This is a genomic window from Flavobacterium sp. SM15 (assembly GCF_022012335.1).
GTDB lineage: Bacteria > Bacteroidota > Bacteroidia > Flavobacteriales > Flavobacteriaceae > Flavobacterium.
The window spans coordinates 430,041-450,388 of the sequence record NZ_JAKLTO010000002.1; the positions used below are offsets into that span (position 1 = coordinate 430,041).

Genomic DNA, 20,348 nt, shown 5'->3' on the forward strand with positions numbered 1-20,348 from the left:
GATAATCCGAACGGATGAAGTTCATAATTATCCGATAAAAGATTCCCTAAATCTATTTTTTTGCAGCTTGTTTCAGCCTTTTTTCTTTTTCTTGTGCATCCACTACCGCAACCGCCGCCATGTTTACCATTTCTTCTACACTAGCCCCTAACTGGAAAATGTGAACCGGTTTCTCCAAACCTAACATGATCGGCCCGATGGACATAATTTTATTGAGTTCCTTCAACATTTTGTATGTGATGTTTGCTGCGTCAAGATTAGGAAACACTAACGTATTCACTTTTTTATTGGCTAATTTTGAGAACGGAAATTTGCTTGCCAACATCTCCTGATTTAAGGCAAAGTCGGTTTGGATTTCTCCATCCACAATCAAATCCGGGTGATTTTCATGCAAAATCGCTACCGCTTTTCTGATTTTCACCGCACTTTCATCAGAAGACGAACCAAAGTTTGAAAACGAAACCATGGCAATCACCGGTTCCATCCCAAACATGCGTACCGTTTTAGCAGTCATTAAAGCAATTCGTGCCAAATCTTCTGCAGAAGGATTAGGATTGATGGCCGTATCTGCCAAAAATACCGGACCTCGTTTGGTCATCATCATGTTGGTTGTAGCAATTCTGGTCACACCTTGTTGTTGTGGGATCAACTCTAACATTGGTTTTACCACCGTTGGGTAACTTCTGGAATATCCGGTAACCAAAGCATCGGCTTCTCCTTCATTGACCATCATGGCTGCGAAGTAATTGCGTTCGCGCATCCATTTTTGGGCGTCTAACAATGAGGTTCCTCTTCTTCGTCTGGATTCCCAATACGCATTGGCAAAACGGTTTCTTCGTTCTTCCTCTTCTTTGGTTTTAGGATCGATGATGGTAACGTCTTCATCAAAACCGATTTCCTCTTTCAATTCTAAAATCGTTTCTTTATTTCCTAAAAGGATGGGTTCTCCGATGCCTTCTTCTTTTACAATTTGAGCGGCTTTGAGCACATCCAAATGATCGGCTTCCGCAAAAATCACTTTCTTCGGATCGGTTTTGGCACGGTTGATTAACAAACGAACCATTTTGTTATCCGAACCCATACGCTCTAACAACTCCTCACGGTATTTGTCCCAGTCGGTGATTGGCGCCGTAGCTACTCCAGATTCCATAGCAGCTTTTGCAACAGCTGGCGGAACTTCAGCAATTAAGCGCGGATCGAAAGGTTTTGGAATGATGTAATCGCGACCAAAAGCCAATTTGGTCTCTCCATAAGCGATATTAACCTGCTCAGGAACCGAAGCTTTTGCCAATTCTGCCAAAGCCACAACGGCTGCTTTTTTCATTTCCTCGTTGATTTTCGTTGCACGAACGTCAAGCGCACCACGGAAAATGAACGGGAACCCCAAAACGTTGTTCACCTGGTTAGGATGATCGGAACGGCCGGTAGCCATAATGATATCCTTACGGGTTGCAATGGCTAAATCGTAGTTGATTTCAGGCTTCGGATTGGCCATCGCAAATACAATCGGGTTTTCAGACATACCTAACAACATTTCAGGAGTTACAATATCTCCTGAAGAAAGCCCAATGAATACATCAGCTCCTTTCATGGCATCGCCTAAGGAATCGTATTTTTTATCGGTAGCATACTTACGCTGCATTTCCGAAATCTTCGGATCGTCTTTACGTAAAGCCCCTTTACTGTTGAACATTACGATATTTTCTGCTTTCACACCAAAAGAAACGTATAAGTTCGCACAGGCAATCGCAGCAGATCCGGCTCCCGAAACTACAACTTTTACCTCCTGCATTTTCTTTCCGGCCAATTCCACCGCGTTCAATAACGCTGCCGCAGAAATGATTGCCGTTCCGTGCTGGTCGTCGTGCATTACCGGAATGTTCAGTTCTTCGATTAAGCGTCTTTCAATCTCGAAAGATTCCGGCGCTTTGATGTCTTCCAAGTTGATTCCTCCAAAAGTAGGCGCAATATTTTTTACCGTTTCAATGAATTTATCAACGTCTTTGGTATCCACTTCGATATCAAAAACATCGATGTCGGCGAAGATCTTGAACAAAAGTCCCTTCCCTTCCATTACGGGTTTTGAGGCTTCGGGACCAATATCCCCTAAACCTAAAACCGCCGTTCCGTTGGAGATTACGGCTACTAAATTTCCTTTGGCGGTATATTTATAAACGTTGTTAACGTCTTTTTCAATTTCTAAACAAGGCTCAGCAACTCCTGGAGAATAGGCCAAGGCTAAATCTCTCTGTGTAGCATATTTTTTAGTGGGAACAACCTGAATTTTACCCGGTGTGGGCTTAGCGTGGTATAATAAGGCTTCTCTTCGTTTACTGTCTTTATGCATGGTTTGTTTGTTTACTAACTCACAAAGATAGCGGTATCGGGATAATTTCTGAAATTTTTAAGCCTATTCTTTCAGAAAGTTGACATTTCTTTTCAATCCTTCCAATTTAGTGCGCTTTACCGCTGAATTTTTGAAGACTTTTCGAAAGGTTTCTTCCGTTATTTCCTCCCAATCTTTTTTTGAGAAAGACAACAGTTCCGGATTTGGATTGAAAAGCGGTTCGTTATGCGGTTTGGAAAAACGATTCCAAGGGCAAACATCCTGACAAACATCGCAACCGAACATCCAATCGTTGAACTTGCCTTTCATTTCCATTGGCAGGTTATCTTTGAGTTCGATGGTAAAATAGGAAATACATTTACTGCCGTCTACTACATAAGGTGCCACAATCGCTTCCGTTGGACAAGCATCGATACAGGCAGTACATTTACCACAATGATCGGTGGCAATAGTATCGTATTCTAAATCCAGATCGACAATTAATTCGGCGATAAAAAAGAAAGAACCAACTTGTTTGGAAAGAAGGTTGGCATTTTTACCAATCCAGCCCAAACCACTTTTGGCCGCCCAAGCTTTATCCAAAACCGGAGCTGAATCCACAAAGGCGCGACCGGACACTTCCCCTATTTCGGTTTGGATGAAACGCAGTAATTCTTTGAGTTTGTCTTTGATGACAAAGTGATAATCCTGCCCGTAAGCGTACTTGGAGAGTTTATAACTTTCCGGATTTTGAACTTCGGAAGGATAATAATTGAGCAGTAAGGAAATCACGCTTTTCGCATCGTCGACCAGTAAAGTCGGATTTAAACGTTTGTCGAAATGATTTTCCATGTAGTGCATCTCACCCTGCATGCCTTTTTGCAACCAAGCTTCCAAACGCGGCGCTTCTTCTTCAAGGAAACCGGCTTTGGAAACCCCACAAGACAAAAACCCGAGGCGCTGGGCTTCGGATTTTATCATGGCAGTATATTTTGATAGGGTCGTGTTCATGGTTGCATTAGGGATAGAGCAATTGTTTGAGCTCTTTTTTAGCGGAGCCCCGCGCAGCTAAAAAAAGCGAGTACGAAAGCCTGGCCCGTAGGGAATGCCCTAAAAAAGCCCGCCCTGTATGTTGGTTCGGATTTTTCCTAAATGTTTATAGGCTTTCTCAGTGACTTCTCTCCCTCTTGGAGTGCGAATGATGAAGCCTTCTTGAATTAAAAATGGCTCGTACACTTCTTCAATGGTTTCGCCGCTTTCGGAAACAGCAGTGGCCAACGTGGTCAAACCTACCGGGCCGCCTTTGAATTTATCGATGATGGTCGTTAGGATTTTGTTATCCATTTCGTCCAATCCGTGTGCATCAACATTTAAGGCTTTTAACGCAAAACGAGCGATTTCAATGTCGATTTTCCCATTACCTTTGATCTGGGCAAAATCGCGAACACGACGCAAAAGTGCGTTGGCAATGCGCGGGGTTCCACGGCTACGACCCGCAATTTCAATTGCCGCTTCCATCGAAATCGGAACATTTAATATTGCGGAACTTCGTTGAACGATAGTCGTTAATAATTCGGTATTATAGTATTGTAATCTGCTTTGGATTCCGAAACGCGCACGCATCGGCGCGGTTAAAAGCCCGGAACGCGTGGTTGCCCCTACCAAAGTAAATGGATTCAAATTTATCTGAACAGTTCGCGCATTGGGGCCGCTCTCAATCATGATGTCAATCTTGAAATCTTCCATGGCGGAATACAAGTATTCTTCAACAATCGGACTTAAGCGGTGAATCTCGTCAATGAACAACACGTCACGCTCGTCCAGATTGGTAAGCAACCCAGCCAAATCTCCCGGTTTATCCAAAACAGGCCCAGAGGTAATTTTGATCCCCACACCCAATTCGTTCGCCAAAATGTTTGCCAAAGTAGTTTTCCCTAATCCCGGTGGCCCGTGAAACAAAGTATGATCCAAAGCATCACCACGCTGATTGGCCGCTTCCACAAAAACTTTCAGGTTTTCCAATACCTGATCCTGGCCGGTAAAATCGTCAAAACTTAACGGACGCAAGGCTTTTTCAATATCGACTTCCTGCGGGGTAAAACGCTCTTTGTTGGGATTCAGATTTTCATTCATAGGGCAAAGATAACAAGAAGTGTTCAGTTAGCAGTATGCAGTTCTCAGTTTATGATTTTATGATCAAACGTGAAAACCGGGCGCAAGAATATCCGCCCATTCGGAATGTCTTTTCAGATAAGCTGCCACAAAAGGACATAACGGAGCCAAAGTATAACCATGCTCCTTAATCCAATTCAAAGTACGGGAAACCATTTCAGAACCAACACCTTTCCCTTCAAGCTCTACCGGAACTTCGGTGTGGGTCAGAAAAACAATTCCGTCGTTGTTTTTGATGAATTCAATATAAGCGATACTGTTTTCGACTTCAAATTCAAAACGCCGTTTTTCTTCGTTCAGTAGTAAAATGGCATGCTGAAAACTATGCATCTTTTTCTTTGTTGTAGTAAAACGATAATGCGCCGGAAGGGCATTTTTTTACCTGTTCGATTATTTCGTCGGAACTGGCGCCGCGCACTTCAATCCAAGGCTGTACTTTCGGTCGAAAAACTGAAGGCAACCCACGAACGCAGTTACCGGAATGCTGACAAAGATGCTGTTTCCAAACCACGGTAATTTCACCGTTCGAATATTCTTTTTCCTGTTCCATAATTGTCGAATTTTGCTTTTAGGAAAGTTACGAAAAATTCAAAAGGAAATCCGATGTTTTTATATCTTTAGCAAGATTTAACAAAAATTTTATGCAAGACGAAAACCAACACTTAAAACGCGAATTAGGATTACTGGACGGCACCATGCTCGTGGTGGGCTCCATGATTGGATCGGGAATTTTCATTGTAAGTGCCGATATAGCACGACAGGTAGGATCAACCGCATGGCTTTTGATTATCTGGCTCTTATCGGGAATCATTACCATAATTGCCGCTGTGAGTTACGGAGAATTGAGCGCCATGTTTCCCAAAGCCGGAGGACAATATGTTTACTTAAAAGAAGCCTACAACAAACTCATTGCCTTTTTATACGGATGGAGTTTTTTCGGAGTCATTCAAACCGGAACCATTGCCGCGGTGGGTGTGGCCTTTTCGAAATTTGCAGCCTATCTGGTTCCTTCAGTAAGTGACGAAAATATTCTATATGAAATTGGTTCGTTTAAGCTAAATGCAGCACAATTGGTTTCAATTTTCACGATCATTCTTTTGACCTACATCAATAGTCGCGGAGTAAAAAACGGAAAAACACTTCAAACGATATTAACCATCATCAAAATTGCTTCTTTGGTAGGTTTAATTGTTTTCGGATTGACCATAGGAGCAAAAGCTGATATCTGGAACGCAAACTGGACCGATATCTGGAACACAAGTTCGTACAATGTTGGCACTCAAACTTGGCTACCCATCTCTGGCACGGCTCTGATTACGGGAATTTCCGCAGCGATGGTAGGTTCTTTATTCTCTAGTGACGCTTGGAATGGGGTAACGTTTATTGCCGGAGAAATCAAAAACCCCGAACGTAATGTTGGGCTCAGTTTGTTTTTAGGAACGTTTATCGTAACGATAATTTATGTTTTGGCCAATGTGATGTATGTGGCGGTAATTCCTTTGGAAGAGATTGCTACTGCTAAATCTGACCGTGTGGCTGTGGTTACCGCCAATTATATTTTTGGAAATATCGGAACCCTTATTATTGCCATCATGATTATGATTTCAACTTTTGCCTGTAATAACGGTTTGATTATGGCAGGAGCACGTGTTTATTATACGATGGCCAAAGACGGCTTATTCTTTAAAAAAGCGGCCCATTTGAACGAATTTAGCGTTCCGGCTTGGGCACTTTGGGCGCAATGTATTTGGGCGTCAGCATTATGCTTAACCGGAAAATATGGTGATTTATTGGATTTTGTAGTCATTATTGTATTGATTTTCTACATCTTAACAATCTATGGAATTTTTATTCTCCGAAAAAAACAACCGGATGCCGCGCGACCGTACAAAGCATTTGGCTATCCTTTCTTGCCCGCGTTTTATATTGTTATTGCTTCAGCAATTAGCATTTCGCTTTTGATCACTAAGTTTTCCACTTGTGGCTGGGGCGTTTTGATTATGCTTGCCGGCATACCTGTTTACTATCTCACAAAAGGAAAAGAATAACATCCATAAAAAAGAAAAGCTACACCGTTCTGATGTAGCTTTTTATTTTAACAGTTCAAAGAACCAAGTAATTTCATTCGCTCTAAATCAACTGGATTATCCGAATTAATTTCAAAAAAATAATTCAGTTGCCATTCTTGGGTTTTCTGTGCCTGCTTGTTTGGAGCTAAATCCCAAGGAGGATAAATTCTAAAACCTCGTTTACCTTGTCGGATTTGAGTAGTTAAAATTCCTTGTTGTATAAGTACCTGCTTTGAAAAAACAAACAGACCAAAACGCTCACCTGATCTTACAGCTATAATGGCAAAATCATAAGGATCCGTTGCATCAAAAGGCTGAGTTACTCCATTCTTGTTCCTTTTCCATAACGTAACAAACTGCCCCACTTTAGTTGGTGTAACTTTGGCTGCACGAAAGACAACTTTTAAATCTGAAAATTGAAATTCACAAGCACTGTATTCCTTACCCTGATCATCCAAAATAAAATTGTTAATTTCATACCCAAGAGAATCAAATAACAACTCTTTAACCACAGAAAGTAACTCCGGAAATCTCTCTAAACTCATACTAAACAAATAAAATAACAACTTTAAAAAAAAAGCCTCTCCCAAAGGAAAGGCTTCTGATATATGAATTATAATCTTAGTGATGAAGTTGTTCTTCTCCGTCTTTGTAAGGCACTGTTTGAGGAACGAAATCGTCGTCGTGACCTGGCTTGCTGTAATCGTAAGCCCAACGGTGTACGTGAGGAATTTCTCCTGGCCAGTTACCGTGCATGTGCTCTACTGGAGTAGTCCATTCTAAAGTATTCGATTTCCAAGGATTCTGAACCGCTTTCTTACCGTAGAAAATACTGTAGAAGAAGTTCCAGATAAATACTAATTGGAACGCAGCACCCACTAAAGCAAACACAGTAATCAATACGTTAACATCAGCTAAATCGTCAAATAATGGGAAGGCAGTGTTCGTATAGTAACGTCTAGGAAGACCAGCCATACCGATGAAGTGCATTGGGAAGAAAACCCCGTAAGCACAAACTGCTGTAACCCAGAAGTGGATGTAACCCATGTTTTTGTTCATCATTCTTCCGAACATTTTAGGGAACCAGTGGTACACTCCGGCAAAGAATCCGTAAAGTGCAGAGATACCCATTACTAAGTGGAAGTGAGCAACAACGAAATACGTATCGTGAACGTTGATATCCAAAGTAGAATCTCCAAGGATAATACCTGTCAAACCACCAGTGATGAACGTAGAAACCAATCCGATAGAGAACAACATTGCTGGGTTCATCTGAAGGTTACCTTTCCAAAGAGTCGTAATATAGTTGAACGCTTTTACTGCAGAAGGAATTGCAATCAATAATGTTGTAAAGGTAAACACTGATCCTAAGAATGGGTTCATTCCTGAAATGAACATGTGGTGTCCCCAAACGATAGTTGACAAGAAGGCGATCGCTAAAATCGAAGCAATCATCGCACGGTAACCAAAAATTGGTTTACGTGAATTGGTTGCAATAATTTCAGAAGTGATACCTAAAGCCGGTAATAATACAATGTATACCTCAGGGTGTCCTAAGAACCAGAACAAGTGCTCAAACAATACGGGAGAACCTCCTTGGTAATGCAAAACCTCTCCTGAGATAAAGATATCAGATAAGAAGAACGAAGTACCGAAACTTCTATCGAAAATCAACAATAAAGCTGCAGATAATAATACCGGGAACGATACAATACCAATGATAGCAGTTACAAAGAAAGCCCAAACTGTAAGTGGCAATCTTGTCATCGACATTCCTTTAGTTCTTAAGTTGATTACTGTAACAACGTAGTTCAAAGACCCCATCAAAGACGAAGCAATGAAGATAGCCATAGATACCAACCAAAGCGTCATACCAGTTCCTGATCCAGGGATCGCTTGTGGTAAAGCAGAAAGTGGAGGATAAATTGTCCAACCTGCTGAAGCCGGTCCAGATTCAACAAACAAAGAACATAACATGATAATTGTTGAAATAAAGAACAACCAGTATGAAATCATGTTCATAAATCCGGAAGCCATATCACGTGCTCCAATCTGCAACGGAATCAACAAGTTACTAAAAGTACCACTTAAACCAGCTGTTAACACGAAGAATACCATGATGGTACCGTGAATGGTTACAAGGGCAAGATAAATATCATTTCGCATCACTCCTCCCGGAGCAAATTTTTCTCCTAAAAGGAATTTAAAGATCCCAAAAGACTCTTCCGGCCATGCAATCTGCATACGGAATAACAATGACATCGTAACTCCAATGATTCCCATGATAAGACCTGTAATAAGGTATTGTTTGGCGATCATTTTATGGTCGATACTAAAGATGTACTTTGTAATAAAAGTATCTTTATGGTGGTGTTCGTGGTCGTGTCCGTGATCGTGACTTAATTCGTGTCCTACTGCTGACATATTTTTTTAATTTGAATAGTATTAAAAAACAATTTTTATTTTACAACCTGAGCAATTGCTTTTGCTGAATCTGCAGCTGGAGCCGTAGCACCTTCAGCAGCCGGTTTTTTTTCAGAAGCTTTTGCCTCATTAACTACTTTACTCAAAGTTGGTTTTTCACTTAACCATTTTTTGAAATCCGCTTCGCTTTCTACAATAATTTTCATTTGCATGTTATAGTGTGAAGGTCCGCAAATTTTATTACATAATAATAAGTAATCAAAAGTATAAGGTTCTAAAGCCGTTTTTCCTTCAGCAACTAATTCTGCGCTTTTCTTAGCACGGATTTTGTTGATCGTTGCAACTTTTTCAGTCATATCAGCGCTAGAACGCATCTGATCTGTTGTTACAGTCGGGGTGAATGAAAACTGAGTAACCATCCCAGGAACACAGTTCATCTGTGCACGGAAGTGAGGCATATAAGCCGAATGCAATACATCCTGAGAACGCATTTTGAAAATAATTTTTCTTCCTACTGGCAAATGCAACTCTTGAGTTTGTTTGTCATCTTGAGCGTTAGGATCTGACATATCAACCCCTAATGTATTAACTCCCTCAATATAACGAACGTTAGCTTTTCCTAAAGTTTCATCTGCTCCAGCGTAACGTGCTTCCCAGCTGAACTGTTTTGCATAAAGCTCAACATAAATTGGATCTCCTTCTTCTTCATCCACAAACATAATGTTAGTCCAAGCGTACAATCCGTAAAGGATCAAACCAGCCAAAACAATTACTGGAATAATAGTCCAGATGAACTCTAATTTATCGTTGTCTGCAAAGTACAATGCTTTTCTTCCTTCTTGACCTCTGTATTTATACGCAAAGAAGTGTAACAAAGCTTGAGTTATGGTCTGTACAATGAAAATCAAAATCATGGAAATCCACATTAAACGGTCGTAATCCGGACCGTGCTCAGAAGCAGAACCGTCCATCAATGGGAAATGACCGAATTTAACCACACAATAAATTGTTGTCAGGTAAATAAAGACAAGGAACCCAAACATTAAGTAACCATTTACATTATTGTCTTTATCATTAGCAACTTGTGAATCGTCACATTTTGCACCAACTTGTGTTAAATCGAATATCTTAGTTAATTGCCAAATCGCAACTCCTAATAAAACTACAACTATAAGTATCAATAAACTTGTCATTTGTTTATTACTTTAAATATTAATAATGAAAATGTTTACTTTCTTCGATTAACGGATTGCGTTTTGCTAATAAAGGAGCTTTAGTTAAAGCTGTAAATACCACCAAAATAAATAATCCCAAGAAGAATGCTAAAGCACCTAATTCTGCAGCACCAATGAACCACTGATCACCAACTGTAGCTGGCATGATCATGTTGAAGAAATCAATATAGTGACCTGTTAAGATAATGATACCTGCCATTACAATGATCCAAGTCAAACGTTTGAAATCGGTATTGATCAAAATTAAGATCGGAAGTACGAAGTTCAAAACAACCATACCGAAGAATGGTAATTTGAAGTGCTCGATTCTGGTTACGAAGTAAGTTACCTCTTCCGGAATGTTGGAATACCACATCAACATGAATTGCGAGAACCATAAGTACGTCCAGAAAACAGAGATACCAAACATGAATTTCGCTAAATCATGAATGTGACTAGTATTCACATATTCTAAATAACCTTTAGATTTTAAGTATAAAGTAACAAATGCAATAGTCGTGATTCCACTTACAAAGAAGCTGGCGAACACATACCATCCAAATAAAGTACTGTACCAGTGAGGATCTACAGACATTACCCAATCCCAAGATGCAATTGATTCAGTAACGATGAAGAACGCTAAGAAACCGGCCGCCATTTTGAAATTCTTTTTGTAGAACGAATCGTCTGAAGCGTTATCTTGTGCTAAAGAGTTCTTTCTTGACAAGTAACGGTATAAATTCCAACCTGCTAAGAAAACCACTGCTCTTCCTAAGAAGAAAGGAACATTCAAGAATCCTGATTTACCAGCAATGATGGCATCGTAATTAGGGCTTGCAGGGTCTGTAACACCTTCACCCATCCATACGAATAAATGATTCATGTGCATTCCACAAGCTACTAATAAAACAATAAAGATGATCGAACCTGGTAACAAGTAAGCTGTAATACCTTCCATCACACGGAATAATACCGGAGACCACCCCGCTTGAGCCGCCCATTGGATCGCATAGAATGCCAATACTCCAACAGAAATCAACAAGAAGAAAATACAAGCCACGTACAATGCAGCCCAAGGCTTGTTTTGCAACTGGTGCAATACGTGCTCTAAATGTTCTTGGTGCTCTTTGTGAGCGTCAACTTCATGTGTTTCAGCAGTCGCAGCATGAGCCTCGTGATGCTCTTCTTCTGCTACCGGTGCAGCAGCGTGAGTTGAGTCTGTTTCGGTTTTGTGTACCGAATCAGCAGCTACTTCATGAGTTTTAGCTTCATGTGCGATAGCTTCAAGTTTAGCATCAACTTCTTTTTCAGCATTGTGCTCTTCAGCAGCCGGAGCTGCAGCATGAGCATCATGAGTAGTCGCTTCGGCATGATGTCCTCCGTGATGACTCTCAGCTAATATTTTTTCTACGTCTTGCGTAGTTTTTGGCGCACTTAAAAAACCATAAGCAATCCCCATCAACCCTAAAGCCATCAGGACAAATGCAAAAGTTTTTAATTTGTTTGAAAATGTGTACATATCTAAACTTTCAAATGAGTTTTATTTACTTAATTCTCCTTTTAGTGTCATTACGTGTCTTGCCACTAACCAACGCTCTTCTTGCGTTAACTGGTTAGCATGAGAACCCATGGCATTCAAACCGTAAGTTTCCACGTGAAATACACTTCCTTCAGTAATTTGACGGTCGGCGTAGCTAGGAACTCCTAAGAATTTCTCTCTTTTAACCAAGTTTCCTTTTCCGTCACCTTTTTCACCGTGGCAAATTGCACAGTAAATACCGAACAACTCTTTCCCTTTTTCAGGATTCACTGATAAGGAATCAAGCGGTGATTTTAAGTTAGCTTTTGCGAACTCATACCCTGCAGGAGTATTAGGAACTTCATAAGGCTGAAATCCTCTTTTGATACTTCCTTTTGCTGGTTTCAACCCTTCTTTTCCTCCTTTGAATGCAGAAGACTGAGAATACGTTTCGTAAGCTACTGATTCGTACATATTCGGGAAGAACTGATAGTTAGGTTTTGATTTGTCAAAGCAAGAAGTAGCCGCTATGGACACACCTACTACTGCTACTATTTTATATAAGGCTTTCATATCTTCTATTAATGCTTATCAATTACTTTAACTTCTACAGCTCCTGTATTCTTAAAGAACGAAACCATATCATCTTCATTACCACTAACGGCAACTTCCATCAAGAAGTGATCGTCTGTAGTTCTAACATCTGGGTTCTCAGCCGATTTGAATGGCCATAACTTACTTCTTAAGTAGAAAGTGATAACCATTAAGTGTGCTGCAAAGAAAACCGTTAACTCAAACATAACCGGAACGAACGCAGGCATGTTTTGGTAAAACGCGAAACTTGGTTTACCACCAATGTCCTGAGGCCAATCCAAAATCATGATGTAATTCAACAAATTGGCTGCTACCGTTAGTCCAATACATCCGTAAATGAACGATGCAATTGCAATTCTTGTGGGTGCTAATCCCATAGCTTTGTCCAATCCGTGAACCGGGAACGGCGTATAAACTTCTTCAATATGATGATGTGCAGCTCGGGTTGCCTTTACTGCGTCCATTAAAACGTCATCATCAGTGTATATCGCATGTATAACTTTATTCGTACTCATGATCTATTAATGATTATGTGAATGATGTCCTTCTTTTTCTCTTTCTCTTTTGTAGTTGTCACCTGAGGTTTTCAAAATTGTTTTAACCTCTGCCTGAGCAATTACAGGGAAACTTCTTGAATATAATAAGAATAATACGAAGAAGAAACCAATTGTACCGATATAGATACCCGCATCAACAAATGTTGGCTGGAACATTGTCCAAGATGACGGTAAATAATCTCTGTGTAAAGAAGTCACGATAATTACGAAACGCTCAAACCACATACCGATATTTACCACAAGGGAAATAATGAACGAGAACATAATGCTGGTTCTTAATTTTTTGAACCACATGAACTGTGGAGAGAATACGTTACAAGTCATCATCAACCAGTACGACCACCAGTAAGGTCCTGTAGCACGGTTTAAGAAAGCGTACTGCTCGTACTCTACTCCTGAATACCAAGCCACAAACAACTCAGTAATATAAGCACATCCAACGATTGATCCCGTAATCATGATTACGATGTTCATTAATTCGATATGCTGAATTGTGATATAGTCTTCTAAATTACAAACCTTTCTCATGATGATAAGTAGTGTGTTTACCATCGCGAATCCTGAGAAAATCGCTCCCGCAACGAAGTACGGAGGAAGGATTGTAGTGTGCCACCCCGGAATAACCGAAGTCGCGAAGTCAAAGGATACAATCGTGTGAACCGAAAGTACAAGTGGTGTTGCTAATCCAGCAAGTACAAGTGAAACCTCTTCGAAACGTTGCCAATCTTTAGCTCTACCTGACCATCCAAAAGAAAGGATGGAATAAATTCTTTTGTTGAAAGGAGTTACCGCACGGTCACGGATCATAGCGAAGTCAGGTAATAAACCAGTCCACCAGAAAACCAATGATACCGAAAGATACGTTGAAATCGCGAATACGTCCCACAATAACGGCGAGTTAAAGTTAACCCATAACGAACCGAACTGGTTTGGAATTGGTAATACCCAGTAGCCTAACCATGGACGCCCCATGTGAATGATTGGGAATAAACCTGCCTGAACTACCGAGAAGATAGTCATCGCTTCTGCAGAACGGTTAATCGCCATTCTCCATTTTTGGCGGAATAATAATAATACGGCAGAGATAAGAGTTCCGGCGTGACCGATACCTACCCACCAAACGAAGTTAGTGATATCCCAAGCCCAACCAACTGTTTTATTTAATCCCCATGTTCCGATACCGGTAGAAATGGTGTACACCATACATCCTGCTCCCCAAAGGAAAGCTGCTAATGCAATGGAAAATACTGTCCACCATAGTTTGTTCGCTTTACCTTCAACAGGCTTAGCCACGTCTACTGTTACATCGTGATAAGATTTATCACCTATAACTAAAGGTTTTCTAATGGGTGCTTCGTAATGAGACGACATAATCCTTTATATTGTTTCTTATTAATTAATTTACTACTCTTAGTTGTTTCTAACTTTAACGTGATAGAAAACATTTGGTTTAGTACCGATGTGCTCCAACAAATGATACATTCTTTCACTTTCTGCTAATTTAGCCACTTCAGAATCTTTATCATTTACATCACCGAACACCATTGCTCCGCTAGTACAAGCTGCCGAACATGCTGTTTGGAATTCGTCTTTAGCAACGGTTCTTCCTTCACGCTTCGCTTTAAGGATTGTTGCCTGTGTCATTTGGATACACATTGAACATTTCTCCATAACCCCACGAGAACGAACGTTTACATCCGGGTTCAATACCATACGACCTAAATCGTCATTCATGTGGTAATCGAACTCACTGTTTTTGTTGTACAAGAACCAGTTGAAACGACGTACTTTATAAGGACAGTTGTTAGCACAGTAACGAGTACCAACACAACGGTTGTACGCCATGTGGTTTTGCCCCTGACGACCGTGAGAAGTTGCCGCAACAGGACAAACAGTTTCACACGGTGCGTGGTTACAGTGCTGACACATTACCGGTTGGAATGCAACTTGTGGGTTTTCAGAAGGATCTTCCATTCCTGTGAAGGTTGTGATCGAATCTGATAAGCCTTTTGCACTTTCTTTTAACTTCACGTCTTTGTCGAAAGTCTCTTCCGAAGAATAGTAACGGTCGATACGCAACCAGTGCATATCACGGCTTCTTCTAACTTCAGACTTACCAACTACAGGAACGTTGTTCTCTGCGTGACAGGCAATAACACAAGCACCACATCCGGTACATGAATTCAAGTCAATAGATAAGTTAAAGTGATGACCTACCGAACGGTCGAAAGAGTTCCATAAATCAACCTCCGTAGCTGGAGTCTCTTTATGATCTAAAGATACCATTGGAATTGGATTCCAGATTTCAGCATCTTTGGTATTGAATACTTCAAGAGTAGTTTCTTTGATGATATCACCTCTACCCATTAAAGTTTTTTGTAACTGAACACAAGCAAATTCGTGGTCTCCGTCACCTTTAGTTACTTTAGCAACCTGATTTGCGTTTAAGTTAGCGTACAATTTGTATGCATTAACCCCAACCTGCATTTCAGTCTTCATTGCCTCTTTTCTTCCGTAACCTAAAGCTAAACCGATAGTTCCAACAGCCTGACCTGGTTGAATAATTACCGGAACGTTCTCTAACTTCACACCAGCTACTTCAACCGTAGCATAGCTTCCGTTAAGACCACCATTAGCAACATTATAATTTGTCAAACCGATTTTCTCAGCATCTTTTTTAGAAACCGTCACATAGTTATCCCATGAAGCTCTAGTGATAGGATCCGGGAATTCTTGTAACCAAGGGTTGTTAGCCTGTTGACCATCTCCCATTCCGGTTTTAGTGTACAAAACCAATTCCAATCCTCCTTCGTTTTTAGCCTGAGCTAAAGCAGAAGCAGCACCTGCGAAATCAGCAGCACCTGAACCAGCAACACCAGCTTCGAAGGTATGAACACCGTCGTGAACTAATTTGTTCCAAGTAGTACCGGCAGCAACAGAAGAACCAACCGTTTTAAGAAAATCGTAATATGAAGTTGTATTTCCAGTCCAAGACAGCAATGCCTCCTGGAATTGTTTTGTATCAAACAAAGGACGGATTGTCGGCTGAGTAACCGCATAATTCCCTTTTGCAATCATCACATCACCCCAAGACTCTAAATAATGAGGAGTTGGAGCTGCGATGTTTGATTTAATTGCAGTTTCATCTTCTCTTTGAGTAAAAGAAACCGACAATTTTACTTTCCCTAAACCTTCAGCAAAATCTGCACTATTTGGCAAAGTGTAAAGCGGGTTAACACCATTCATAATCAAAGTGTGAACCGCACCTGATTTCATATCTGCAACCAATTGTGCAACCGCTTTGTTATCTCCTTTACGGATCAAACGAGCTCCAGCTGGATTAAACGCTTCAGAATTCAAAGCTTTATTGATTGCCAACACCAATAATTGTGCGTTAACATCATCCAAACCAGAAACCAAAACCCCTTTTCCAGCAGCCGCTTTCAATTGTTGTGCAGCTTTCGCTACTGCTTCTTCTTGTTTTCCTAAATTATTAGTGCCAACAGAAGAACCTGTAACAGCGTTGTATATTTTTACTAAAGCATGTTTTTGCTCTGTAACAGTCAATGGAATACGCTTATCTGCATTAGCCCCTGCTAAAGACATATTTGCCTCGATCTGGATATGCTTAGACATTTTTCCGTTTTTCGGAACACGCCCTTTTGCATAACCTGTATCGTAGTTACCTCCTTGCCAGTCTCCTAAGATATCAGCACCAACAGAAACAATTACATCAGATTTTGAGAAATCGTAATCGGCCAAAGCTCTTTCTCCGTATGCCATTTGGAACGCATCCAAAGCCGTTGAAGAAGAAACTGCATCGTAAACTACGTGCTTAGCAGTTGGGTTTTTTGCGATGAATTCAGCAATTAATCTATCAGTAGAAGGGCTTGCCATAGTGTTAGTCAATAACACTACCTGTCCTCCTTTAGCTTTCGCTTCAGACAAACTCTTTGCCACTTTAGCATCAACTTCTGCCCAAGTAGCTTCTTTACCAGCAATTTTTGGCTGTTTCAAACGCATGCTGTCATACAAAGACAACACAGAAGCGTGAACTCTCGCGTTTGCACCAAATTTTGCATTCGGTAAATTATTATTTTCTACTTTAATAGGACGACCTTCACGTGTTTTGATCAAGATGTTTGCAAAATCAAAACCATCCATCATCGTTGTTGCATAATAATCTGCAACACCAGGAATAATCTCTTCAGGTTGAACTACATAAGGAATAGACTTAACAACCGGACCTTCACATGCAGCCAAAGAAGCAGCTGCAGTTGAAAATCCAACGTATTTCAAAAAGTCACGACGAGTTGTTGAAGAAGCAGACAGAGTAGCTCCGTCCCCAAGAAATTCATCCGTTGGAATTTCCTCAACAAATTCATTGTTTCTTAGCGTCTCAACAATAGAACTGTTTTGGTCCAGTTCCTCAACACTTTTCCAGTATTTTTTGTTTGATGCCATTGTATATAGATATTAGCTTCTTATTAATTATTAATAGTGACACTTACCACATTCTAAACCTCCCATTTGTGCAGCCGTCAATTTGTCTACACCGTATTTTTTGGAAAGTTCATCGTGAATTTTCTTGTAGTACTCGTTACCTTCAACTTTTACGTCAGTTTCTCTGTGACAGTTCACACACCATCCCATTGTTAGTGGAGCATGTTGTCTCATTACTTCCATAGTTTCCACAGGACCGTGACATTTCTGACACTCTACTCCTGCAACACTTACGTGCTGAGAGTGATTGAAGTATACGAAATCAGGAAGGTTATGCACACGCACCCACTTCACCGGCTTCACTTTACCAGTATATTTCTGTGCGGTCTTATCCCAACCCACTGCGTCGTAGATTTTCTGAATTTCAGCAGTATAAAACTCTTTAGAGTAATCCACATACGTAGAATCTTTATCCCCTTGAAATTCATTGATGTTTTTGTGACAGTTCATACAAACATTCAAAGAAGGAATTCCTGAAGTTTTACTCACACGAGCAGAAGAGTGACAGTATTTACAGTCTATTTTATTATCCCCAGCGTGAATTTTGTGCGAGAAATGGATTGGCTGAATCGGCTCGTAGTTTTGATCCACCCCTACTTGCATCAAGTAACCGTAGATAAAGTACATCCCAACTAAAATCATTACGATTGTTGAAACCAATACCAAGAATTGATTTTTAGCAAATGCTTTCCAGATCGGCAAAGAAGCCTCTTTTACCGGAGCTTCAATTCCGTTAGCTTTTGCGATTTTACCAAGCACGTTTCTCACAAAAAGAAGCATACCTACCAACATTGCCAAAACAACTGCTAAAATCCCTAAAATCAAATTGTTAGAAACTCCACCTTCAGCACTTGCACCTCCAGTAGCCCCAGCTGCCGCTGCCGCAGGAGCCTCTTCTTTAGGCTGAGAAGTATAGGCAATAATGTTGTCAATATCAGCGTTTGATAACTGAGGAAAAGCCGTCATGGCTACTTTATTGTTCTCTTCAAAAACTTTAACTGCTTGAGCATCACCAGATTTGATAAGCTCACCACTGTTGTGGATCCATTTATACAACCATTCTTTGTCGTATTTGTCTGCAACACCACGAAGCGCAGGCCCCGTCATTTTCGCATCCAACTTGTGACAAGCAGCACAGTTCGCATTAAAAATTGCCTTACCGGCAACAGGATCACCAGCACCAGCAGCCGGCGCAGGAGCAGCAGCATCTTGTGCTAAAGAAGTCAGTGAAAGCGACAAAACTAGCGCTAAACTGAACAATAATTTTTTAGAAATCGAGTTATGGTTACCCACGTTTTTCATAATTAAAAATGATTATCGACTAAATTTGGTATGATTTTTTACACGAATGCGCAAAACACACCCTATTTATAAACTCGGACAAAAATACGACTTATGAGCTATTATCAAAACCTTAAATTTATCTTAAATTGTAATTTATATCAATTCTAAATAAATTACTCCTTTTGCCGTATTTTTTTTAATTGTATTTTTGCCTCAAATATACTTCATTATGAGAATTTTAAGAACCAAAGCCTTTTATTGCTGTCTTTTATTTGTATTTCTTTTCTGCCAAAAATCATTTTCGCAAACTGGAAAAATTAACATAATACAGGACAGTCGGTTTGAAAAACTACTAAACGAGAAAAGAAAAATTAACTCCTCGATTACCGTGAACGACCGCTACAAAGTGCAGATTTTCTACGGAAGCAACGAAGAAGCCAAAAAGACACTCTCCCAATTTAAAAAAGAATTCCGGCAATTGGACGGAACCATCGTTTATACCGATCCGACCTTTAAGGTTTGGGTAGGAACATTTAAAACCCGAATTGAAGCCGAACGCAACTATAAAGAAATCCTAAAAAAATATCCGAACGCACTTTTGATTCGCCCAAACAAATAAAAAAGTCCCGATTATGTATCGGGACTTTTTTATTACCAACCCATTTCTCTTTTGGTTTTATCGGCGAAGAAAGCATTTTCAACAGGGACTGATTTGGCTTCCGGATTTTTAGACCGCAAGTATTCCGGAATATCATCAATGGTTATTAATCCATATTTTTGATATCCTTTAAATGAATAATTATAGACATCATAGTTTTTAAAATGTATGTAGTCGGCATCTTTTTTCTGGTAAGAGTCTTTTAAATAAGGCTCAAACAACAACCAAGTTCGTTCGATATTATCAGTGGAATAAAAATTACGAACAAAAGCCCCGTAAAACCCATTCTGAATTAAACCAAAAGTCTTTCCGGCAGGATACGTATTTAACTTACGACACACTTTATAAACATCTGTAATATTGGCAAAAAAGAACTCATTCAACTTATCACTAATGTCTTTTTTAACCTTATCATCCAATTCCGAAACATCCCTTATTTTCATGGCAAAGGAATTCACGATTTGATTCTTGAGCTCAACTTCATTTAGCTTTCGTTGATCGATCTGTTTTTCAAAATTATTCTCAAGCCAAATGGAGTGATTTCTAATGTACATTGGTTTAAACCAAGCCAAGAGTTCGCCTTTCTGTAAATCATCGTAATAGGATTCCGAACCTTTCATGTAAGCGAAATTAAATCCATGTTTTTCAACTAAAATCGCAAGTTGTTCTTTGAAAAAGGCCATGTCCTTATGGTAATAACTGCAATCAATCAACCTAAATTTCAAATCAACCTCGAAACCGTAATCTGATTCAAGGTTTAAAATAGCCGCTTTGGCTTTTTCATAATCCTCTTTTGTGGTTTTTTGAACAATCCCATTACCCAACAATGGATAAATCGTCTGGTGGATCATTTTATCGCGATAGTTTTGAGCAAAGCTGTTGCAATTAATCAAAACAAGTAAGAAAACAAAGGTTCGAAATAGGTTCATGTTTTTTTGTATTCACTTATTAACGCAAGAATAACCATTTATTATCAAAACCCATAAAAAAAGTCCGACAAAACCGGACTTAATTTCAAATTATTTCTT

Annotated in this window: 17 protein-coding genes; 2 read left to right on the top strand and 15 right to left on the bottom strand. The window is 40.0% G+C overall.

Annotation, left to right across the window (positions count from 1 at the left end):
- Window positions 1–52 precede the first annotated feature (52 nt).
- The 5 genes from LZZ90_RS04850 to LZZ90_RS04870 form a co-directional block, all read right to left on the bottom strand.
- The gene (locus tag LZZ90_RS04850; RefSeq protein WP_237789555.1) at window positions 53–2,347 is read right to left on the bottom strand and encodes an NADP-dependent malic enzyme; all 2,295 of its coding nucleotides are present in this window, start codon (window positions 2,345–2,347) and stop codon (window positions 53–55) included.
- Between the two features lie 63 nt (window positions 2,348–2,410).
- Window positions 2,411–3,337, bottom strand: a complete 927-nt coding sequence (queG, locus tag LZZ90_RS04855) for a tRNA epoxyqueuosine(34) reductase QueG (RefSeq protein ID WP_237789556.1) — start codon at window positions 3,335–3,337, stop codon at window positions 2,411–2,413.
- A 99-nt stretch (window positions 3,338–3,436) separates the two neighbouring features.
- Entirely contained in the window at window positions 3,437–4,459 is a 1,023-nt protein-coding gene (ruvB, locus tag LZZ90_RS04860; protein ID WP_237789557.1) for a Holliday junction branch migration DNA helicase RuvB, read from the bottom strand.
- 63 nt (window positions 4,460–4,522) lie between these two features.
- Window positions 4,523–4,828, bottom strand: a complete 306-nt coding sequence (locus LZZ90_RS04865; RefSeq protein WP_237789558.1) for a GNAT family N-acetyltransferase — start codon at window positions 4,826–4,828, stop codon at window positions 4,523–4,525.
- Complete coding sequence (locus LZZ90_RS04870) at window positions 4,821–5,048, bottom strand: (4Fe-4S)-binding protein (RefSeq protein WP_237789559.1); 228 nt, start codon at window positions 5,046–5,048, stop codon at window positions 4,821–4,823. Before LZZ90_RS04870 ends, LZZ90_RS04865 begins: the two co-directional genes overlap by 8 nt.
- A gap of 91 nt (window positions 5,049–5,139) precedes the next feature.
- On the opposite strand from LZZ90_RS04870, the gene LZZ90_RS04875 reads away from it, so the two are divergent.
- Window positions 5,140–6,546, top strand: coding sequence for an APC family permease (locus LZZ90_RS04875; protein ID WP_237789560.1), 1,407 nt, complete (start codon window positions 5,140–5,142; stop codon window positions 6,544–6,546).
- 47 nt (window positions 6,547–6,593) lie between these two features.
- Here LZZ90_RS04875 and LZZ90_RS04880 read toward each other — a convergent pair whose 3' ends face one another.
- Genes LZZ90_RS04880 through LZZ90_RS04920 form a run of 9 tightly spaced genes read right to left on the bottom strand, consistent with a single transcriptional unit; the run spans window position 6,594 to window position 18,680 of the window.
- Window positions 6,594–7,157: a MepB family protein gene (locus LZZ90_RS04880; RefSeq protein ID WP_237789561.1), complete on the bottom strand. Its 564-nt coding sequence runs from the start codon at window positions 7,155–7,157 to the stop codon at window positions 6,594–6,596.
- Window positions 7,158–7,188: 31 nt separating this feature from the next.
- Window positions 7,189–8,991, bottom strand: coding sequence for a cbb3-type cytochrome c oxidase subunit I (locus LZZ90_RS04885; RefSeq protein ID WP_237789562.1), 1,803 nt, complete (start codon window positions 8,989–8,991; stop codon window positions 7,189–7,191).
- 35 nt (window positions 8,992–9,026) lie between these two features.
- Window positions 9,027–10,184, bottom strand: a complete 1,158-nt coding sequence (locus tag LZZ90_RS04890) for a cytochrome c oxidase subunit II (protein ID WP_237789563.1) — start codon at window positions 10,182–10,184, stop codon at window positions 9,027–9,029.
- Window positions 10,185–10,203: 19 nt separating this feature from the next.
- Window positions 10,204–11,724: a quinol:cytochrome C oxidoreductase gene (locus LZZ90_RS04895; RefSeq protein WP_237789564.1), complete on the bottom strand. Its 1,521-nt coding sequence runs from the start codon at window positions 11,722–11,724 to the stop codon at window positions 10,204–10,206.
- A 21-nt stretch (window positions 11,725–11,745) separates the two neighbouring features.
- Entirely contained in the window at window positions 11,746–12,297 is a 552-nt protein-coding gene (locus LZZ90_RS04900) for a cytochrome c (protein ID WP_237789565.1), read from the bottom strand.
- Window positions 12,298–12,305: 8 nt separating this feature from the next.
- Entirely contained in the window at window positions 12,306–12,833 is a 528-nt protein-coding gene (locus tag LZZ90_RS04905; protein WP_237789566.1) for a DUF3341 domain-containing protein, read from the bottom strand.
- Window positions 12,834–12,839: 6 nt separating this feature from the next.
- A complete protein-coding gene (gene nrfD / locus LZZ90_RS04910; protein ID WP_237789567.1) occupies window positions 12,840–14,246 on the bottom strand; it encodes an NrfD/PsrC family molybdoenzyme membrane anchor subunit in 1,407 nt (468 codons plus the stop codon).
- 39 nt (window positions 14,247–14,285) lie between these two features.
- Window positions 14,286–17,339 carry a TAT-variant-translocated molybdopterin oxidoreductase gene (locus LZZ90_RS04915; RefSeq protein WP_237789568.1) on the bottom strand — a complete coding sequence of 1,018 codons (3,054 nt, stop codon included), beginning with the start codon at window positions 17,337–17,339 and terminating at the stop codon, window positions 14,286–14,288.
- Between the two features lie 30 nt (window positions 17,340–17,369).
- Window positions 17,370–18,680, bottom strand: a complete 1,311-nt coding sequence (locus LZZ90_RS04920) for a c-type cytochrome (protein ID WP_237789569.1) — start codon at window positions 18,678–18,680, stop codon at window positions 17,370–17,372.
- A gap of 211 nt (window positions 18,681–18,891) precedes the next feature.
- Between LZZ90_RS04920 and LZZ90_RS04925 the strand changes: the two genes are divergently transcribed.
- A complete protein-coding gene (locus tag LZZ90_RS04925) occupies window positions 18,892–19,281 on the top strand; it encodes an SPOR domain-containing protein (RefSeq protein ID WP_237789570.1) in 390 nt (129 codons plus the stop codon).
- 32 nt (window positions 19,282–19,313) lie between these two features.
- On the opposite strand, the gene LZZ90_RS04930 is transcribed toward LZZ90_RS04925, so the two are convergent.
- Entirely contained in the window at window positions 19,314–20,249 is a 936-nt protein-coding gene (locus LZZ90_RS04930; RefSeq protein WP_237789571.1) for a hypothetical protein, read from the bottom strand.
- Between the last annotated feature and the right edge of the window lie 99 nt (window positions 20,250–20,348).